This window comes from Synechococcus sp. PCC 7335 (assembly GCF_000155595.1).
Taxonomy (GTDB): Bacteria; Cyanobacteriota; Cyanobacteriia; order Phormidesmidales; family Phormidesmidaceae; genus Phormidesmis.
Genome location: NZ_DS989904.1, coordinates 3,550,489 through 3,566,996, shown reverse-complemented (window position 1 = coordinate 3,566,996; position 16,508 = coordinate 3,550,489). Strand labels below are relative to the sequence as shown.

Here is a 16,508-nt window from a genome sequence, read left to right as displayed (position 1 = left end):
ACGAACCCTGACCCAAGGGGTAGATTAAGAATACTGCAGTTGCCGCTGCGACGGGCGCAGAATAAGCAACACAGATCCACGGACGCATACCCAACCGGTAGGATAGCTCCCACTCACGACCCATGTAGCAGAAGACGCCGATGAGGAAGTGGAAGATAACCAACTGGTAAGGGCCGCCGTTGTAGAGCCACTCGTCTAGAGAAGCTGCTTCCCAGATAGGGTAGAAGTGCAGACCGATCGCGTTAGATGAAGGCACAACCGCACCAGAGATGATGTTGTTGCCGTACATCAGTGAACCAGCCACCGGCTCACGGATACCGTCGATGTCGACGGGGGGTGCTGCGATGAACGCAATTACGAAACAGGCAGTGGCAGCAAGCAAAGTCGGGATCATCAACACGCCGAACCAACCTACATAGAGGCGGTTCTCGGTGCTGGTAACCCACTGACAGAACTGCTCCCACAAGCTAGCGCTTTGGCGCTGTTGTAGAGTAGTAGTCATTATTATTCCGAGTAGTTAGGTACGTATGGGCTGAGCGCTTCAAAAAGAAAGCGGTGTTCTCAACCGATGTAACTATCATAACCGATGTAACAAAATATTACAAGTCTTAATTTATTTGACTGCCCTATTATTTTTTCGTAGTTCTAAATAAAGCTCTATTCAGATGGAGCTGAATGGAGTCCCGCCACAGTTTTGTAGCGTTGGTCATTTGGCTAAGGTAAAGCTCGCAAACTGAAAGCTGTATAGGATAAGAATTCTAGTGATTTGCGTTCCTCGAATGCCTCTCTAAAATGCTAAATCTATCTTTCATGGTTCGCCCAATGGGATCCTTAGTAGTTAATCTCAAGCCATTAGTCTTAGTAACAGTGCTTAGAAATCGAAGTAGATAAAGGGTAATGCCATATCAGGAGCCAGTATCCAGGCAAAGAAACCACAAAGCGGGAGTAGTAGCACTTTGACCGGCCAGCTGATTTGAAGCTTTAAGCCTTGATGAATTAGATAGGCAATGCCGATGGCGATCGCTAGCGAACTGAGAAGAAGGAGTAACTGTGAGCGATTTAAACCCGTGGAATCAAGGTAGACCTTCTGAGCGAACTGAATGTCTGCACGGTGACCAAACAAACGCTGTATTGCTAGACTGGCGTCGGTAAGGTTGGGGAAACGGAAAAATATCCAGCTAAAGAAGACAGTGAACTGAGTGATGATCCAAGCGATCACAACGCCGGGTGTACTTTGCCAAAACGCTTGCAACCAGGAAGCGCGATCGCATACGGCTCTGTTTAACCGATGAACTATCAGAGCCAAACCGTGGATTGCACCCCAAACGACAAAACCCCACCGATCACCGTGCCAAGCGCCAGCTATAAGCATCACCACCATTAAATTGAAACAGGTTCGAGTCAATCCGCGCCGAGATCCGCCTAAAGGAAAGTAGAGATAGTTGCGTAGCCATGCGCCTAAGGTGATATGCCAACGCTGCCAAAAGTCAGTAATGCTAAGGGCAAAGTAGGGGAAGTTGAAGTTTTGAGGCAGATTGAAGCCTAATAGCAATGCGCTACCCCTGGCGACATCGACATAGCCACTAAAATCAAAATAGAGCTGTAAGCCATAGGCAAAAGCTAGCAGCCAGATATCTCCGCTACCTGCACGAGACAGGCTCTCAGCACTGATATCTACAAGCTGACCAATGTTGTCAGCGATCACCAACTTTTTAACTGCGCCAGAGGCAATTAACCAAAGTCCTTCTATATTTCGATCAAGAGACGGGAAGGAAAGGCTTTTGAGCTGATTTGAAAAGCTATGGAAGCGGGTAATTGGCCCGGAGACAAGCTTTGGAAAAAAGAGTTTGTAAGCTGCGAATTCTAACCAGCTTTGGCAAGCAGGTAAGCCACGATAGACATCTACAAGATAGGCAATACATTCAAAAGTAAAGAAGCTCAGCCCCAGCGGCATTGCCAACGCCGCAACAGGACCGACAGCTAGCTGCTCAAACCCCAAGGCTGACAGGCTCGGTGAAACATACTTAAAACTGAGCAACAACAGCAGGTTTAGTGAGATTCCTAGCGCTAGCACTTGTGTTTTATGCGTTGTCCTGTTTGCCTGTGCAGATTGACATGCGTTATCTAGAATAGGCCGGTTCACTGGCGCCGATAGGGCCTTGCCAATGAAGAAATTCATAGCAGTTAGGATTAGCAGTAGTGGAATATAGTCTGCTGTTAGTAGAGAAGCGTAGAAGAATAGACTTGCCAGTAGAATGACCCAGAGCCTGAGCGATTGCTTCGGTTGTGGCTGATCTAGCTTTTGGATTGGAAGCAGCCAATATGCTGGAAAGAGCAAGGCCAAGAACAGAGCATAGAGAATAGATGGCTGGGTCATAGGTAAGCCGTCGCGATCAAGCAAGCGATACGATTAATTCGAGAAGTCTATTCGGATAACTCGTTGATGAAGAGCGGCATAGGGCGCCGGTTTAAAAAGATTGAGGCCAGGGGATAAGGGGATCTTGAGATAGGCGTTGGGAAACCTTATACGCACCGTAGCGATTAAGATGACTAGGATCAGAGAAATAATCGTATTGCTCGGGCCATAGCTGGCCCAGATCGCGGAAGGTGAAGTTAGCGTAGCGCTTTGTTACTTGCAGCATGTACTGGGTAAAGATATCTTCAGCGCGATCGCGGTAGCTATCTAAATATTCGTTGGTCAAGGGTGTATTGACGAAGACGATAGGAATTTCTTTGTCAGCAGTGAAGCGCAGTAGGTTTACAAAGGCATCAGACTGCTCGCCATCCATTCGAAAAGCTTTGTAGTCACTATCGTAGTCACCCGCAACGCGAGGGTGACTTTGGTAGTAGGTAGCTGGATTAAACCGGTTAGGAAGCGGTAGAAAGCCGTCATAGCTAATTAAGTGAGTCTCTGTGGCAAGAACCGATCCATCAGTTTTGTCGTCCCCCGCAGAGAGTTCTGTTGAAACTGCCAAAGGCTCTGCCCAAGACACGCCCTCCCTAGGCAAAATAGTGCCAAGCCCCCGACCGATTCCTGATCGTACTTTATCGCGCTCACGATAGGTAGAAGATACCTGTCCAAGGCGTTCACTTAGTTTTTGGTCGGTTTGTGTCGCACGCAGCGCTAGCTGGTCACCGATACCACCTGAAACAAGACCGTCTACACCGTTTACCGGATCGCTCGCTTCGAGCTGACGATAGCCTTCAGAAACAGCGATCGCATTGTAGGTGATATCCGTTCGACCGCTATTGAATGCTCGAGCCCCATCTGCCCAAATAATCACTTGCGGCAGTTGATTAGGTGCAATCAAACGCCGTACAACAAGATCGACCACTTGCGCTGTAGCACCGTTAAGACCAAAGTTGAAGACGCTCAAGTTTTTATGACCGGACTTAGCTAAAGCCTTTTGCAAAGCGATCGGATCGACGCCACGTAGCGCCCTAGAGCTGCCAATTACCAATACATCTGGTGGTCCAGACTGCTCGACTCTACGTCGGTAAAGCGCTAGCTTCTCATCAAGATGCTGACTGCGAAAAGACGGTAGCTCAGAATCTGCTAGCAATACTTCGCGCTCTATCATGGTCTGCTTCGGACTGTAGGGCAATTCACTATCGCCGATTGTGGAAGATGTTAGATTGCTGTCCTCTAGTAGATAGCTTCCATAAAAGCTATTGGGTTGTCTACTGCTGCTGTGCCCACTGGTATATTCAGTGGTTTCTGTTGTTATCAAGGGTGCTTTGCGATCGCCCACCGCCCGTCGGAGAGCTTGACCGACTACAAAGTCAAGTTGTGCTACTAGCAGTACGCCTACTGCACCCCAAAATAGGGCTATCTTGCCGCTATGTGAGCGAAAAGTACTAGATAGGTTTATCAGTGAGTGGTCTTCATCTCGCGAGATGAAGACCTGAGTTTTCAACAGCATACGCTGCAAAGTCCGCTTAAAGACGGTGCCTAGCCTGATGTCAGTGTCTTTGTCAGTTGCTGTTTGGCCCGCTATGCTTTTGTTGCTAAGTGAGGTAATCAGCTCACCCGCTTGAGTACCGGATACGGCAAAGTCTGCTGCTGCCTCTGTCACTAACTGCTGGCGCGTTCTGTAATCACGACCATAGCTCCAAGCGGGCTGCTTTTGACCTGCTCTACGACCGTATAGTCGTATACCATCTACCTCTGATGGCTGGATCTGATTTAGCAGCTGGTTGATCAGTGTTGCAGCGACAGCCTTTGAAGGACAAATCGGTCCCTCCGCCATGATGCGTAGCAATCTGTCTTTTTCTGATACCTGTACTCTAATCCCACCGGTTGCTAGCTGTTCGCGAATATCTGGGTTAAGCGCCCTGGTGAGGCAGTAGGACAGTGCTTCGATATCGCCTGTAGTAGCTAGTGCTAGGGCGCTTTCTCTTAGCGCTAGGCTACTACTTGCTGGTAGATTGATGCGCTTTAGCCACTCAGGACTGATGTCGTCTGTAGAGGGGCCATAGACGACGGCTCGCTGTAGGCCTTTGGGTGCGATCGCCTGCAATCGACTATCAATAGCGGCTATTAGCTCTTTAGCCTCTATTTGTGATTGATTCCTATGGGCTGAAGGCGTCTGGGACGCCGTCGCTTCGCTACCAGCTGAATTAACTGGTGAATTGATTGCATAGCTAATCAAGTGAAGCGTATCTTCCTTAACTTTTGCAATTAGCTTTAGACCGTAGCGTCGCGAAATTTGGTTGACTAAGCAAGAGAGCGCCTGGACATCGCCCCAGCGTGCCAACCGTTGCAGCATTTGCCCTGGTGGTGTTAGATCCACTCGCAGGGGCCAGCCAAAATCACCTTCTCCCTTGACTTGAATCGTAATCACAGCATCTCGAAACTGTTTCAGTCCTATCTGCCTAAGCCTCTGCGCGGCTGGCTTAGCAACAACTAATGGATCGAGGCTGTAGTTAGCTTCACAAAGTATCCAAAGCCGAGAGACTAGCTTTGACGATTTTTGAAAGCGTTCTTTATCTGTAGCAGCAGAGAACTCGTCACCGTTTTCAGGCAGTACTTTTGCGCTGATCTGAACATCGATGTTTAGATCACGAAAGGTTTCCTCTAGATACTGGGCGATTGCCTCAAGATTTATTTTGGGTCTTCGTGATAGCTGTTCGGATAACGAGCGGTCTGTCGAGACTTTTCCTTCACTCTGTCCAACACCCTGATGATCTGTTCTATCCAGATCAGGACTAGTCGTAGAAGCATTCTCTAGCTGGCTCTTTCGCCACTGTCGTAGGTGTTCTAAATGACGCTCTAGCCGAGTCAGATAGATTGGAGCGCTCCATACAGGGTTCGGTGCTGAAGCCTCTCGACTATAAAGATAGATTTGATAGATGTGCGGAAAGTTAGATTCTAAGAATCTCTTGACTTGTGGCTTTAGAAGCGATCGCACCAACCGTGCTATCTCTACTTCACAAACAAGCCCTGGCTTTGCTGACTCGCATAGAACATGCAAAATGTTCCCCCGCAGCTTTACCCGGATTACTGTCTCAAAGGAGTTTCGATCATCAAGCAGACTCCTCCGTAACCAGGGAATTAATACCGACGGATCTGTATTAGCTGATTGAGTGGGATAACCTAACATACATAACTACAAAAACAGGGAGCCCCTGACTACAAAACTCCTAGCTACAAGGCTAGAGAGCCGTAAAAATCAAGCTGCCGGATCGCTCGCTGCATTCTAGGGCACCTTTGTTCACTTTGCACGCGTAAATCTTATGTGATCATCGAGTAAACTTTCAACAGTCCGCACCACCTCACCATGTAAGTATATGAGCAGCTATACTCAGTCAGATCAGCCCACTAATCAAGCCTCGTCTAAAGCGGCCCCTGGTCTCGAAATTCCTGACTTGGCGATCGCCCTACCCTTGCCAGCTAACGTCGCTGTCAGTCTGACCACGCTACCGCTACTAGCTGTGATCGTTACTGGCCAAATTGCAGCACGCACTCTCATCCAGTGGGGCAGCAGCAGTGAAGAACTTTTTCGAGGCAGCCGTCTGCCAACAGTACGGCTATTGACCGCTCAGGTTCAAATAGAGTAGGCACAGCTAGTGATGCTTTCGTCTATCTATATTTATTTTGTCCATCTATATTTTCGATATCGATATCTTCTGCCAACGGTTAATCCTTTCGTTATCAGCCCTTTCATAGGCTTTCCTATTTCATAGGCTTTCATAACAGTCGACTGGGAATGACTGATGATTACAGAGGCTAAGCAGAACCCATCGGTAACGAATCAAGATCGGCAAGCGACAGTAAGTGATAAATGTTGCTATAGACACTTGGAAACAAATGGTCATGTCACAACATGTGTTTAAGAACCCCTCTCCCACAGTGCCCCTAAACCTCATACAATCATGTCGAATGCTCACTATACTCGTGAGCACATTTGAGCGAATTTAGGATTGAATAAAGAGATTTTTACTATCAATAGATTCGCTGCTCTCATTCAAATGGCCCCTATCTTCAATGTTAGATATCCAGAAAGGACCAATGCCCACGACGCTAAAGAACGCATCAGATCTTAAACCCGCAGTTCCGGCTGTGGCTACTCATGATCGGCTCCTACGCCGTCGACTAAAAAGCGTCGAAGAAACCTGGGCGTCGGTTTTAGAGGATGAGTGTGGACCGAGTTTAGTGGCTTTATTGACCCGTCTACGTCGGCTATGTGCCCCTGACGGACAGGCAAATGCCGCTAATGCTTCGCCTGTTCTTCAACTGATTGAAGAACTAGAACTGAGCGATGCTATTAAGATGGCTAGAGCATTCGCCCTTTATTTTCAGCTGATTAATATCGTTGAGCAGCACTATGAGCAGCGTGGACAGCAGCAGCAGTACCGTGCTGCTTACGAAGAAGCCGAGATTGCGGCAGGTCATTCTATAGAAGACTACGCAGCAGCAGATTACAATGACGCAGACGCTAGCCAGCAGGCTTCTCAAAGTGCTAATGGCTTCAACGGACAAAGCGCTGTCGCTGAGACTATTCGGACTGCAGACAGCCTTAGAGATGTGGGTACGTTCTATTGGCTGTTTCCTACTCTCAAGCGGCTAAATGTTCCACCAAAAATGATCCAGCGATTGTTGGATCAGCTAGATGTACGCTTAGTCTTCACGGCGCACCCTACAGAAATTGTGCGCCATACCATCCGGGACAAGCAGCGACGAATTTCGGAGATCTTGCGCCAGCTAGATAGAGAAGAAGAAGGTGCGCGCGCACTTAGCTTGGCTTCGTCTTGGGAAATTCAGGCACTCCAAAAGCAGCTAGTTGAAGAGATTCGCCTTTGGTGGCGCACAGATGAGCTTCATCAGTTCAAACCTTCAGTATTAGATGAAGTGGAGTTTACGCTGCACTACTTTGATGTGGTTCTATTCGATACACTACCGCAGCTACGTCAAAGAATTTGCCGAGCCCTTGAAGGCACTTTTCCAAGCTTGAGACCCCCTCAGCATGGCTTCTGTCGATTTGGTTCGTGGGTAGGTAGTGATCGCGATGGCAACCCATCAGTTACACCGCAGGTCACCTGGAAAACTGCTAACTATCAGCGCAACATGGTGCTCGGTAAATATATTGCCTCTGTGCAAAATTTAACTCAGCGCCTTAGCCTTTCTTTGCACTGGAGCGAGATTTTATCTGAATTGCTCGAATCGTTAGAGAAAGATCAAACCCAAATGCCAGAAATCTATGAAGAGCTGGCTATCCGCTATCGTCAAGAGCCGTACCGACTGAAGTTAGCCTACATCGAACAGCGCTTAATCAATACCTTAGAAAGATCAAAGAAGCTGTACAACGGTGACTATTTACAAGAAAGAGAAACTAACCTAGACAGTGAACTTTCAAGCGGTCGGCTCTATCGATTTGGAGAAGACTTTCTTTATGAGCTGAAGCTGATACAGACAAACTTGAAAGAAACTAACATGGTTTGTCGAGAGCTTGAAGAGCTGATTGCTCAAGTTGAAATCTACGGCTTTAACCTAGCTCAGCTAGACATTCGCCAAGAGAGCACCCGCCATTCTGACACGATTGGTGAGGTGACTGATTACCTAGGACTGCTTGACAAGCCCTATAACGACCTAGATGAAGCTGAGAAAACAGATTGGCTAATTAGAGAACTTAGTACCCGCAGGCCACTGATCCCAGGCGAGTTACCTTTTTCCGACAAGGCCAGTGAAACCATTGCTACTTTTCGAATGGTTCGCAAGCTTCACCGTGAGTTTGGTCATAGTATTTGTCAAAGCTACATCATCAGTATGAGCCATACGGCTAGCGACTTGTTAGAGGTGGCGCTGCTAGCCAAAGAAGCAGGCTTATTTGATCCAACAACCGGGATAGGCGCACTTAAGATCGTGCCGCTATTTGAAACGGTTGAAGACTTGCGTCGTGCCCCGAAGGTGATGAAACAGCTGTGGGAGCTGCCCTTATATCGAGCCATGTTACAAGGTGGCTATGAGGCGATGGAGGTCGTAAAGGCCAAACCAGATGAGGCAGAAACAGCCTTGCAAGAGGTGATGCTGGGTTATTCTGATAGCAACAAAGATTCAGGATTTCTAAGCAGCAACTGGGAGATACACAAGGCGCAGCAGGCTCTGCAAGCTTTGGCAGAAGGGTACAGCATAGCACTGCGAATTTTTCACGGTCGGGGTGGTTCTGTGGGTCGTGGTGGTGGCCCTGCATACGAGGCGATTCTGGCACAGCCGGGGCGCAGCGTCGATGGTCGAATAAAAATTACTGAACAGGGGGAAGTCCTTGCCTCTAAATACAATCTGCCTGACTTGGCGCTGTATAACCTAGAGACTGTCACTACGGCGGTTATTCAAGGCAGTGTACTAGGTAGCAGCTTTGATGGGATTGAGGCTTGGAACGAAATCATGGAAGAGCTAGCGGTGCGATCGCGTCAGCACTATCGTGCCCTCATCTATGAACAGCCCGATCTAGTTGAATTCTTTCATCAGGTTACTCCGATTCAAGAGATTAGCCAGCTACAGATCAGCTCGCGCCCGGCTCGCCGTGGCGGTAAAAAGAATCTAGACGGCCTTAGAGCAATTCCATGGGTATTTAGCTGGACGCAAACTCGGTTCTTGCTGCCGTCCTGGTACGGCGTGGGCACAGCTCTCAAAGAATTTATTGACGCACAGCCGACAGAGCATATTAAGCAACTACGTTATTTCTACGCCAAGTGGCCTTTCTTCAAAATGGTAATCTCAAAAGTAGAGATGACCCTAGCTAAAGTGGATTTGCAAATTGCTCAGCACTATGTCAATCAGCTCAGTAGCGAAGAAAAGAGCGAAGACTTTCAAAAAATGTTCGATCAGATCGCCGCTGAGTTTTATTTGACTCGTGAAGTTGTACTCACCATCACAGATCACACCAATCTGCTCGATGGCGATCCTAGTTTGCAGAAATCGGTCCAGTTGCGAAATGGTACGATTGTCCCACTCAGCTTTTTGCAGGTTGCTCTGTTAAAGCGCTTGCGGGAGTATGGCAACGACGCAGTCACCGGACGGGTGCGATCGCGCTATAGCAAAGGTGAACTCTTGCGCGGTGCCTTGCTGACTATCAACGGTGTCGCGGCAGGAATGCGCAACACAGGTTGACTTTTCGTATAGGAAGCCTTTGCAGGAATAAATTGCAGGCACATTTGGCAGGCACATTTGGGATTAACCTGGCCTCACGGCGCAAAACAGTCGTAGCAATGTGAAGCGGCTGTATTGTTTTGTGGCAGTTTTGCTCCTGTTGGCCTCTGGTTGTAGTTCTAGATATAAAGCTATGCGATCACCTTAAGACACATGCCAGAATAGGGAAGAAGCTCTAGCAGGCCATATCGAATTGACACAGAAAAATGCACAGGCTGCTCCTGCTGACAGTTGGATAAGCACACTCACTCAGCACTGCTTTTTGTTTCGAGGATTAGACACTCAGGAACTTTCTAAGCAAATAAACCCAGCGAGCTGCGTACTAGAAAAGCTCTATGCTAGCCGCCCAATCTACACTGCTCACCTACCTGATACACCACTAGATGATCTCTATGTAATCCTAGGTGGAGGCCCTGTGATTGTTCGTAGTGCGCCGCTCGACCGGGTGATCGCTCTAATCTATGTGGGAGGTTGCTTTGGGATGTTGAATCTAAACGTTAGCTATGGTCAGATCTATCATGGCTTTCCCAGTTTAGTCGAAGCTTACAAAACAACGGATGTCGTCAAAATTCCCCAGGCTGCGATTCAAGCGCTCTATCAAAGCAGTGATGACTTTCAGGCGCGCTACACGCTGCTATTTGAGCTTCGAGAAAAGTTTCGATACCATTTGCTCAACTGCAGTACCTATCCGCCTCAGGCGGTAGCAGCCCTGCTACGAGCCTTAATCTACCAAGAGCGATCGCTAGGCAACCAACCTAGTAAAGACGGTATCTTTAGCTTTGATTTGCCGATTGATATTATTGCTAGAGCCTGCCAACTTAATCACCGTACCGTAGAGCAGGTCCTAAAGGGAATGACTAAGGCAGGTCTTTTAAAAGCCAGTACAAAGTCAGAGGCTACAGCAGACCTAGTTCGCGTCAGCGATCCAGAAGGAATGAAGGCGGTGTATGGAGCAACGAGAGACAAAGTTACGTGGTGGCCCCTACGCTAGTAGTCCTATCCTGTCGGCGATACGCAAGCGAAAGTGGGTTGAGATTTCCCTCAGGGCTCAGCTTGTCCAGGTCGCGGGTATCTGAACGAAAGAGATTGCTATGCCCGGACGGGTGGAGCTTAATTTTTGACAACAAATCTACGAACTAAAGACAGATACCTTTTCAAGTTTGTGCATAAGCTTGTGCAGATTTTAAGAAGACAAAATATAGAATCTATGCGCGAAGGGACGCTGGGGTATGTTTAATACAAGCAAGGTCAGTACAGAGTCTGTGCAAAGCTATATCGACAGAAATTATCTTAACTGAAATTATCTTAACTATGGTCAGTCATGATGACTCTACGACTTCTTCTAGTCAGGCTAGCTTCGACGCTGCAATAGTTGAGTCTGTAGGAATTATTTATCTTAGCAAAGCCTTTACTTTAGTCGAAGCGGTTGCCTTCGAACAAAGTTGTCAGCAGGCTTTTGAGAAGCAGCCAGCGTTAAAGGAAATCATACTTGACTTTACAAAGACTCAGTTCATAGATAGTAGTGGTATCGGTGCGCTGGTTATCTGTCACAAGCTCTGTCAGTCCAAATCGGCTCAGCTTCAGCTAGTCAATGTCCCTTCTCAGGTAATGATGGCGCTGTCATTGACAGGGTTGGATGAAGTCTTTTCTATCAAAGAAGTTGTCGAAGAAGCTGAGTCGGATGTTTGCTCTGCTAGTCAATCCGAGCCTGTTCGTGCTTCTCTAGTCAAAAATAAATTAGAGAATCAACCAGAAACCCATCCTTCCGTGCGCTCAAAGGCTAAGCGAGCTATGGATATTACGGGTGCGCTCGTCGGTCTAGCCATCACAGCTGTTTTGTATGTGGTGATTGGCATCATCATAAAACTAGACGATGGGGGCCCGATTCTGTTCAGTCAGGTTCGGTGCTCTTGGTTAGGCCAGCGCTTTGAGATTTGGAAATTTCGCTCGATGGTGACGGACGCAGAGGCGAGGAAACAAGAGGTTGCTAATAAAGTCGAGGGCCCACTGTTTAAAAATGAAAACGATCCTCGTGTCACTAGAATTGGTAGGTTTTTGCGCCGTACGAGCCTAGATGAGTTTCCTCAGTTTTGGAATGTGTTGATTGGAGACATGAGCCTAGTGGGGACGCGCCCCCCAACGCCAGATGAGATTGAACAGTATGAAGTTTCTCAGTGGCAGCGATTGAATGTAAAGCCAGGAATGACTGGCGAATGGCAGGTGAATGGCCGTTCTACAGTGACTGATTTTGAGGATGTGGTCCGGTTAGACTTGCAGTATCAGCGCAAGTGGAGCCTGATGTACGACGCTCAGCTGATTATTAAGACAGTGCTTGTACTTTTTAGTAAAGATTCTGGTGCGATGTGACGACCGTGGAAGCAGGTCACTAAAACCATCCTGAATCGAAATTGCGCTGACTAAACCTGCCTGAATGAGTGTCAAATTGACCTTGATCCGACACAATAGTTAGGGTCTGTAAGCGGTTGACAATGCTCGCAAATGTTTTGGCTGCGCTGCTAGGGCTAGGCAGCTTTACCTTTTATATGGCGGCTTTTGTGTATCCAGAGGTTCATCGCCGTTCTGATTTTGTGTGGAGTGGTTTGGGTCTACTGTACGCCGCGGCTCTGTGGTTTGGTGCGCAGCAGATGACACCAGTTGTTTTATTGGGTCAGATGGTTTCGGTGGCTTTGCTCATGGGGTTAGGTTGGCAGACGCTGACGGTGCGCCGTGAAAAGACACCTGTTTCTCAGCAGACACCGATTGTACTGACACCGGAGGTAGTGAGTGATTGGGCAAAAAGTAGGTTGAATCAACTGCGGATTGCACCCTCTGATACTGTACGACCAGCGACCCTAAAAGATCGGCCTATAGAAGGGGCTTCTACTGAGCGATTACGCCAAGGACTGAATCCAAGTCTGGATCCTCGCAGGCGACCGCTGTACGACTATGAATTCGTTGAAGATGGTGCTTTAGATAGTGATGCTCAAGAGAGTTTGGCTTCTGCGGAAGATATAGAAACCCTTGTTTCGGAAGTAGACCATATTGATCCGCCATCTGCGATCGCGGAGGTGCTTGCTATTCAACCAGAAGTGCCCACCGACTCCAAGCGTACTCAACCTATAGAATCAGGATCTACAATGATTGAGGAAGGTGTCGCTACTGAGATCGAAAGAGAGTCTGAAACGACACATCAGAAGATAGAGCCCGAAAGGGTAGCGCCTAAGGTCAAGTCAGCGAGAGCTGAAGATTCTGATATCAAAGAATCAAATACAGAAGCTGTTGACAAAGATTGGTTTGAGGACGCAGTTGATGACTGGGACAACGATCTAGAAGCTAAAGTGGGTGAAACGGCTCCTGATAGAGTGAGTGTGGTGCGATCGCCACAAAAGCCATCTTTGTTGGCTGTTCCGATAATTTTGTTCGGATGGATAAGAGATGTGGCGCGATCACTTACTCAGGCCAAACCATCGAAGCCAGTGATTGAAATTCCTAGGAGAGACTCGTCTTTAGGTCCAAACGAAAGCAAAGCTGAACACACAACCGAAGACGAAGCTGAAGCTGAAGCCGAAGACTTTAGTAAGCGCCGCTTCGATGACGATGATGACGGCGATTGGATTGATTGACTTGAAGCGAGCCAGACTTCGAGGCAAAATGTCCTAATCTAGACAGCTCCTACTGCAGTTCAAAGTTTTAACCTGCTTTGAAACATAGACAGCTAGTCCAAGCCCATCAATCATTTAAATTTCGCAAGTTCCAACGCATACCCGTGATCCCTCGTGAGTGAATCTAAGAGCTATAAAGAGACCGTCTTGCTGCCGCAAACTAATTTCAGTATGCGAGCAAATGCTGTCAAGCGTGAGCCAGAGCTACAGGCCTATTGGCAAGAGAAAAAGATTTACGAAACCCTAGCGCAAAAAAATCCGGGTGAGCCGTTCATTTTGCACGATGGGCCGCCTTATGCCAATGGCGATCTGCATATGGGCCATGCACTGAACAAAATTCTAAAAGACATTGTTAATAAGTATCAGATTCTGCAGGGTCGCAAGGTGCGTTATGTGCCAGGTTGGGATTGCCACGGTTTGCCCATCGAACTGAAGGTGTTACAGAAGATGAAGTCTTCTGAGCGAAGAGAGCTAACGCCAATCAAATTGAGACAGAAGGCAAAAGAGTTTGCGCTAAAAACTGTAGAGAAGCAGAGTGAGGGCTTTCAGCGATATGGCGTATGGGGTGATTGGGATCATCCTTATATGACTCTGCTACCTGAGTACGAGGCTGCTCAGTTAGGTGTGTTTGGCAAAATGGTAGAAAACGGCTACATCTACCGGGGATTACGTTCTGTGCATTGGAGTCCTTCTTCACAAACAGCACTCGCAGAAGCAGAACTTGAATACCCAGAAGATCATATTTCACCGAGTATCTATCTAGCCTTTCCAGTCGTCACTGCTTCAGAGTCAGCCCAGTCAGCTTTGGCGCCTTATCTAGATAGTTTGGGCGTAGCGGTTTGGACCACCACTCCTTGGACAATCCCAGCGAATGTCGCGGTCGCGGTCAACGCTGATCTGACGTACGCGGTGGTAAAGAGCGAATCGGGTGAGCCCTTTGAATACTTGATTGTGGCTAAGGATTTGGCTGAAAAACTAAGCGATCTATTTGGCACCGGTTTACAGATCGTTGGCGAAATCAAAGGAGAATCCTTAGCCGGTTCTACCTATCGTCATCCGTTGGCGACGAAGGAAGCAGCTTTTGATCGCATCAGCCCCATTGTGATCGGTGGCGACTATATTACTACCGAATCAGGGACGGGTTTGGTACATACTGCGCCTGGCCATGGACAGGAGGATTTTGCGGTCGGTCAGCGAGAAGAGCTTCCTATTCTGTGCCCAGTGGACGAGCGGGGTAACTTTACAGCCGAAGCAGGCAGCCTGGAAGGGCTCAACGTGCTAAAGACTGCAAATGACGTACTGATTGAAGTACTCACTGAAGAGAAAGTGCTGCTGAAGCACGAGCCGTATAACCATAAGTATCCATATGACTGGCGAACGAAGAAGCCGGTCATCTATCGGGCTACGGAACAGTGGTTTGCTTCTGTGAAGGGCTTTGTCGGCGATGCCATTAATGCTATTAACGAAGTAGAGTGGATTCCAGCTACTGGTAAAAACCGGATTACCTCGATGGTATCTGAGCGGTCTGACTGGTGCATTTCTCGCCAAAGGAGCTGGGGCGTACCGATTCCAGTGTTCTACGACGAAGAAACGGGCGAGCCGCTGATGACTCAAGAGACGATTGCTCATGTTCAGGCAATCGTGGCTAAAAAGGGTGCGGATGCCTGGTGGGAGCTGAGTGTGGATGAGCTTTTGCCCGAGGCGTATCGCAACAATGGCAAGCGCTATATCAAAGGTACCGATACGATGGATGTGTGGTTTGATTCAGGATCTTCCTGGGCTTCAGTCGTGCAGCAGCGTGAGGGACTAGACTATCCGGCAGAGATATATCTAGAAGGATCAGACCAGCATCGGGGATGGTTTCAGTCGAGTCTGCTGACGAGCGTGGCGACTAACGGCCATGCGCCGTATCATCAGGTGCTCACTCATGGCTACGTACTCGATGAAAATGGTCGCAAGATGAGTAAGTCGCTGGGCAATGGCGTTGATCCTAAGGTAATTATCGAAGGTGGAAACAACAAGAAACAGGAGCCCCCATATGGAGCCGATGTGCTGCGACTGTGGGTGTCTTCGGTGGACTACTCAGGCGATATGCGTTTGGGTATGCGCAACGTTAAGCAGATGTCGGATGTGTATCGCAAGATCCGTAATACGGCGCGCTTTTTGTTGGGGAACTTGCATGATTTTGACCCGTCACGAGATGCGATCGCCTACGAGCAGCTACCAGATCTTGATCAGTACATGCTGCACCGGATGACAGAAGTATTTGCTGATGTGAAGACAGCGTTTGAGTCGTATCAGTTTTTTCAGTTCTTCCAGACGGTGCAGAATTTCTGCGTGGTCGATCTGTCGAACTTTTATTTGGATATTGCGAAGGATCGGTTGTATATCAGTTCGGCGAATTCGGCTCGGCGGCGTAGCTGCCAGACGGTGCTATCTGTGGCAATTGAGAGTTTGGCAAAGGCGATCGCGCCTGTTCTCTCGCATATGGCCGAAGATATCTGGCAAGCCTTGCCGTATGAGGCAGGCAGTGAGTCAGTGTTTGAATCTGGCTGGGTGCAGATGAAAGAAGATTGGCAGCGGCCTGATCTAGTAGAGAAGTGGCAACAGCTACGGACAATTCGCGATGAGGCTAATGTTGTTTTAGAGCAAGCGCGAACAGATAAAGCAATTGGCTCTTCTTTAGAAGCGAAGCTGTTGCTTTATACCAACGATGATATTTTGCGTAACACGCTGATGGATATGAACTCAGCAGATAGTTTGACAGCCTATTCAACAGCACCCTCCACGCCGCAAAGCAATCACGTCGATGAACTGCGCTATCTATTCTTAGTGTCTCAGGTGGAGTTGTTAGATAGTCTAGATCAGCTAACAGGAGCGAAGTATCAGGTAGAAGTGAACGGTTTGACAATCGGAGTGGTAAACGCAGATGGTGAGAAGTGCGATCGCTGCTGGAATTATTCTACTCATGTCGGTGAGTCGTCGGAAGATCCAACAATCTGCGATCGCTGTGTAGCGGCGCTCTCTAATGACTTCTAAATCGACTAGATACTGTTGGAGAAATCAACTGTAGCTTAGTTCTGCGCTAGTTCTATAGGCCATGGTTAAAAGACAAACCATGGCCTGTTTCTTTTTTCGTATGACAACTTGTACATTCAGAAAATCGCTATACAACCAACTGATAATCCCCTCATAAC

The 16,508-nt window shown here is 48.1% G+C and carries 8 protein-coding genes and 1 pseudogene; 6 read left to right on the top strand and 3 right to left on the bottom strand.

Going from position 1 to position 16,508, the window contains the following annotated elements; translation table 11 throughout:
- From S7335_RS15085 to S7335_RS15075, 3 genes and pseudogenes are all read right to left on the bottom strand, one after another.
- A pseudogene (locus tag S7335_RS15085) lies at positions 1-502 on the bottom strand (photosystem II q(b) protein); the annotation flags it as partial.
- A 369-nt stretch (positions 503-871) separates the two neighbouring features.
- Positions 872-2,377, bottom strand: coding sequence for an MBOAT family protein (locus S7335_RS15080; RefSeq protein ID WP_006455565.1), 1,506 nt, complete (start codon positions 2,375-2,377; stop codon positions 872-874).
- 91 nt (positions 2,378-2,468) lie between these two features.
- Positions 2,469-5,603: a hypothetical protein gene (locus tag S7335_RS15075; RefSeq protein ID WP_157620268.1), complete on the bottom strand. Its 3,135-nt coding sequence runs from the start codon at positions 5,601-5,603 to the stop codon at positions 2,469-2,471.
- 187 nt (positions 5,604-5,790) lie between these two features.
- On the opposite strand from S7335_RS15075, the gene S7335_RS15070 reads away from it, so the two are divergent.
- The 6 genes from S7335_RS15070 (at position 5,791) to ileS (ending at position 16,350) form a co-directional block, all read left to right on the top strand.
- Positions 5,791-6,060, top strand: a complete 270-nt coding sequence (locus tag S7335_RS15070; RefSeq protein ID WP_006456052.1) for a hypothetical protein — start codon at positions 5,791-5,793, stop codon at positions 6,058-6,060.
- Between the two features lie 451 nt (positions 6,061-6,511).
- Positions 6,512-9,610: a phosphoenolpyruvate carboxylase gene (gene ppc / locus S7335_RS15065; protein WP_006454783.1), complete on the top strand. Its 3,099-nt coding sequence runs from the start codon at positions 6,512-6,514 to the stop codon at positions 9,608-9,610.
- A gap of 232 nt (positions 9,611-9,842) precedes the next feature.
- On the top strand, positions 9,843-10,640 hold the full coding sequence (locus S7335_RS15060; RefSeq protein ID WP_006455806.1) for a hypothetical protein: 798 nt from the start codon (positions 9,843-9,845) through the stop codon (positions 10,638-10,640).
- A gap of 320 nt (positions 10,641-10,960) precedes the next feature.
- Positions 10,961-12,016: an anti-sigma factor antagonist gene (locus S7335_RS15055; RefSeq protein ID WP_006455297.1), complete on the top strand. Its 1,056-nt coding sequence runs from the start codon at positions 10,961-10,963 to the stop codon at positions 12,014-12,016.
- 122 nt (positions 12,017-12,138) lie between these two features.
- Positions 12,139-13,272: a Ycf66 family protein gene (locus S7335_RS26060; protein WP_006457491.1), complete on the top strand. Its 1,134-nt coding sequence runs from the start codon at positions 12,139-12,141 to the stop codon at positions 13,270-13,272.
- Positions 13,273-13,425: 153 nt separating this feature from the next.
- Complete coding sequence (ileS, locus tag S7335_RS15045) at positions 13,426-16,350, top strand: isoleucine--tRNA ligase (RefSeq protein WP_038016316.1); 2,925 nt, start codon at positions 13,426-13,428, stop codon at positions 16,348-16,350.
- Positions 16,351-16,508 lie beyond the last annotated feature (158 nt).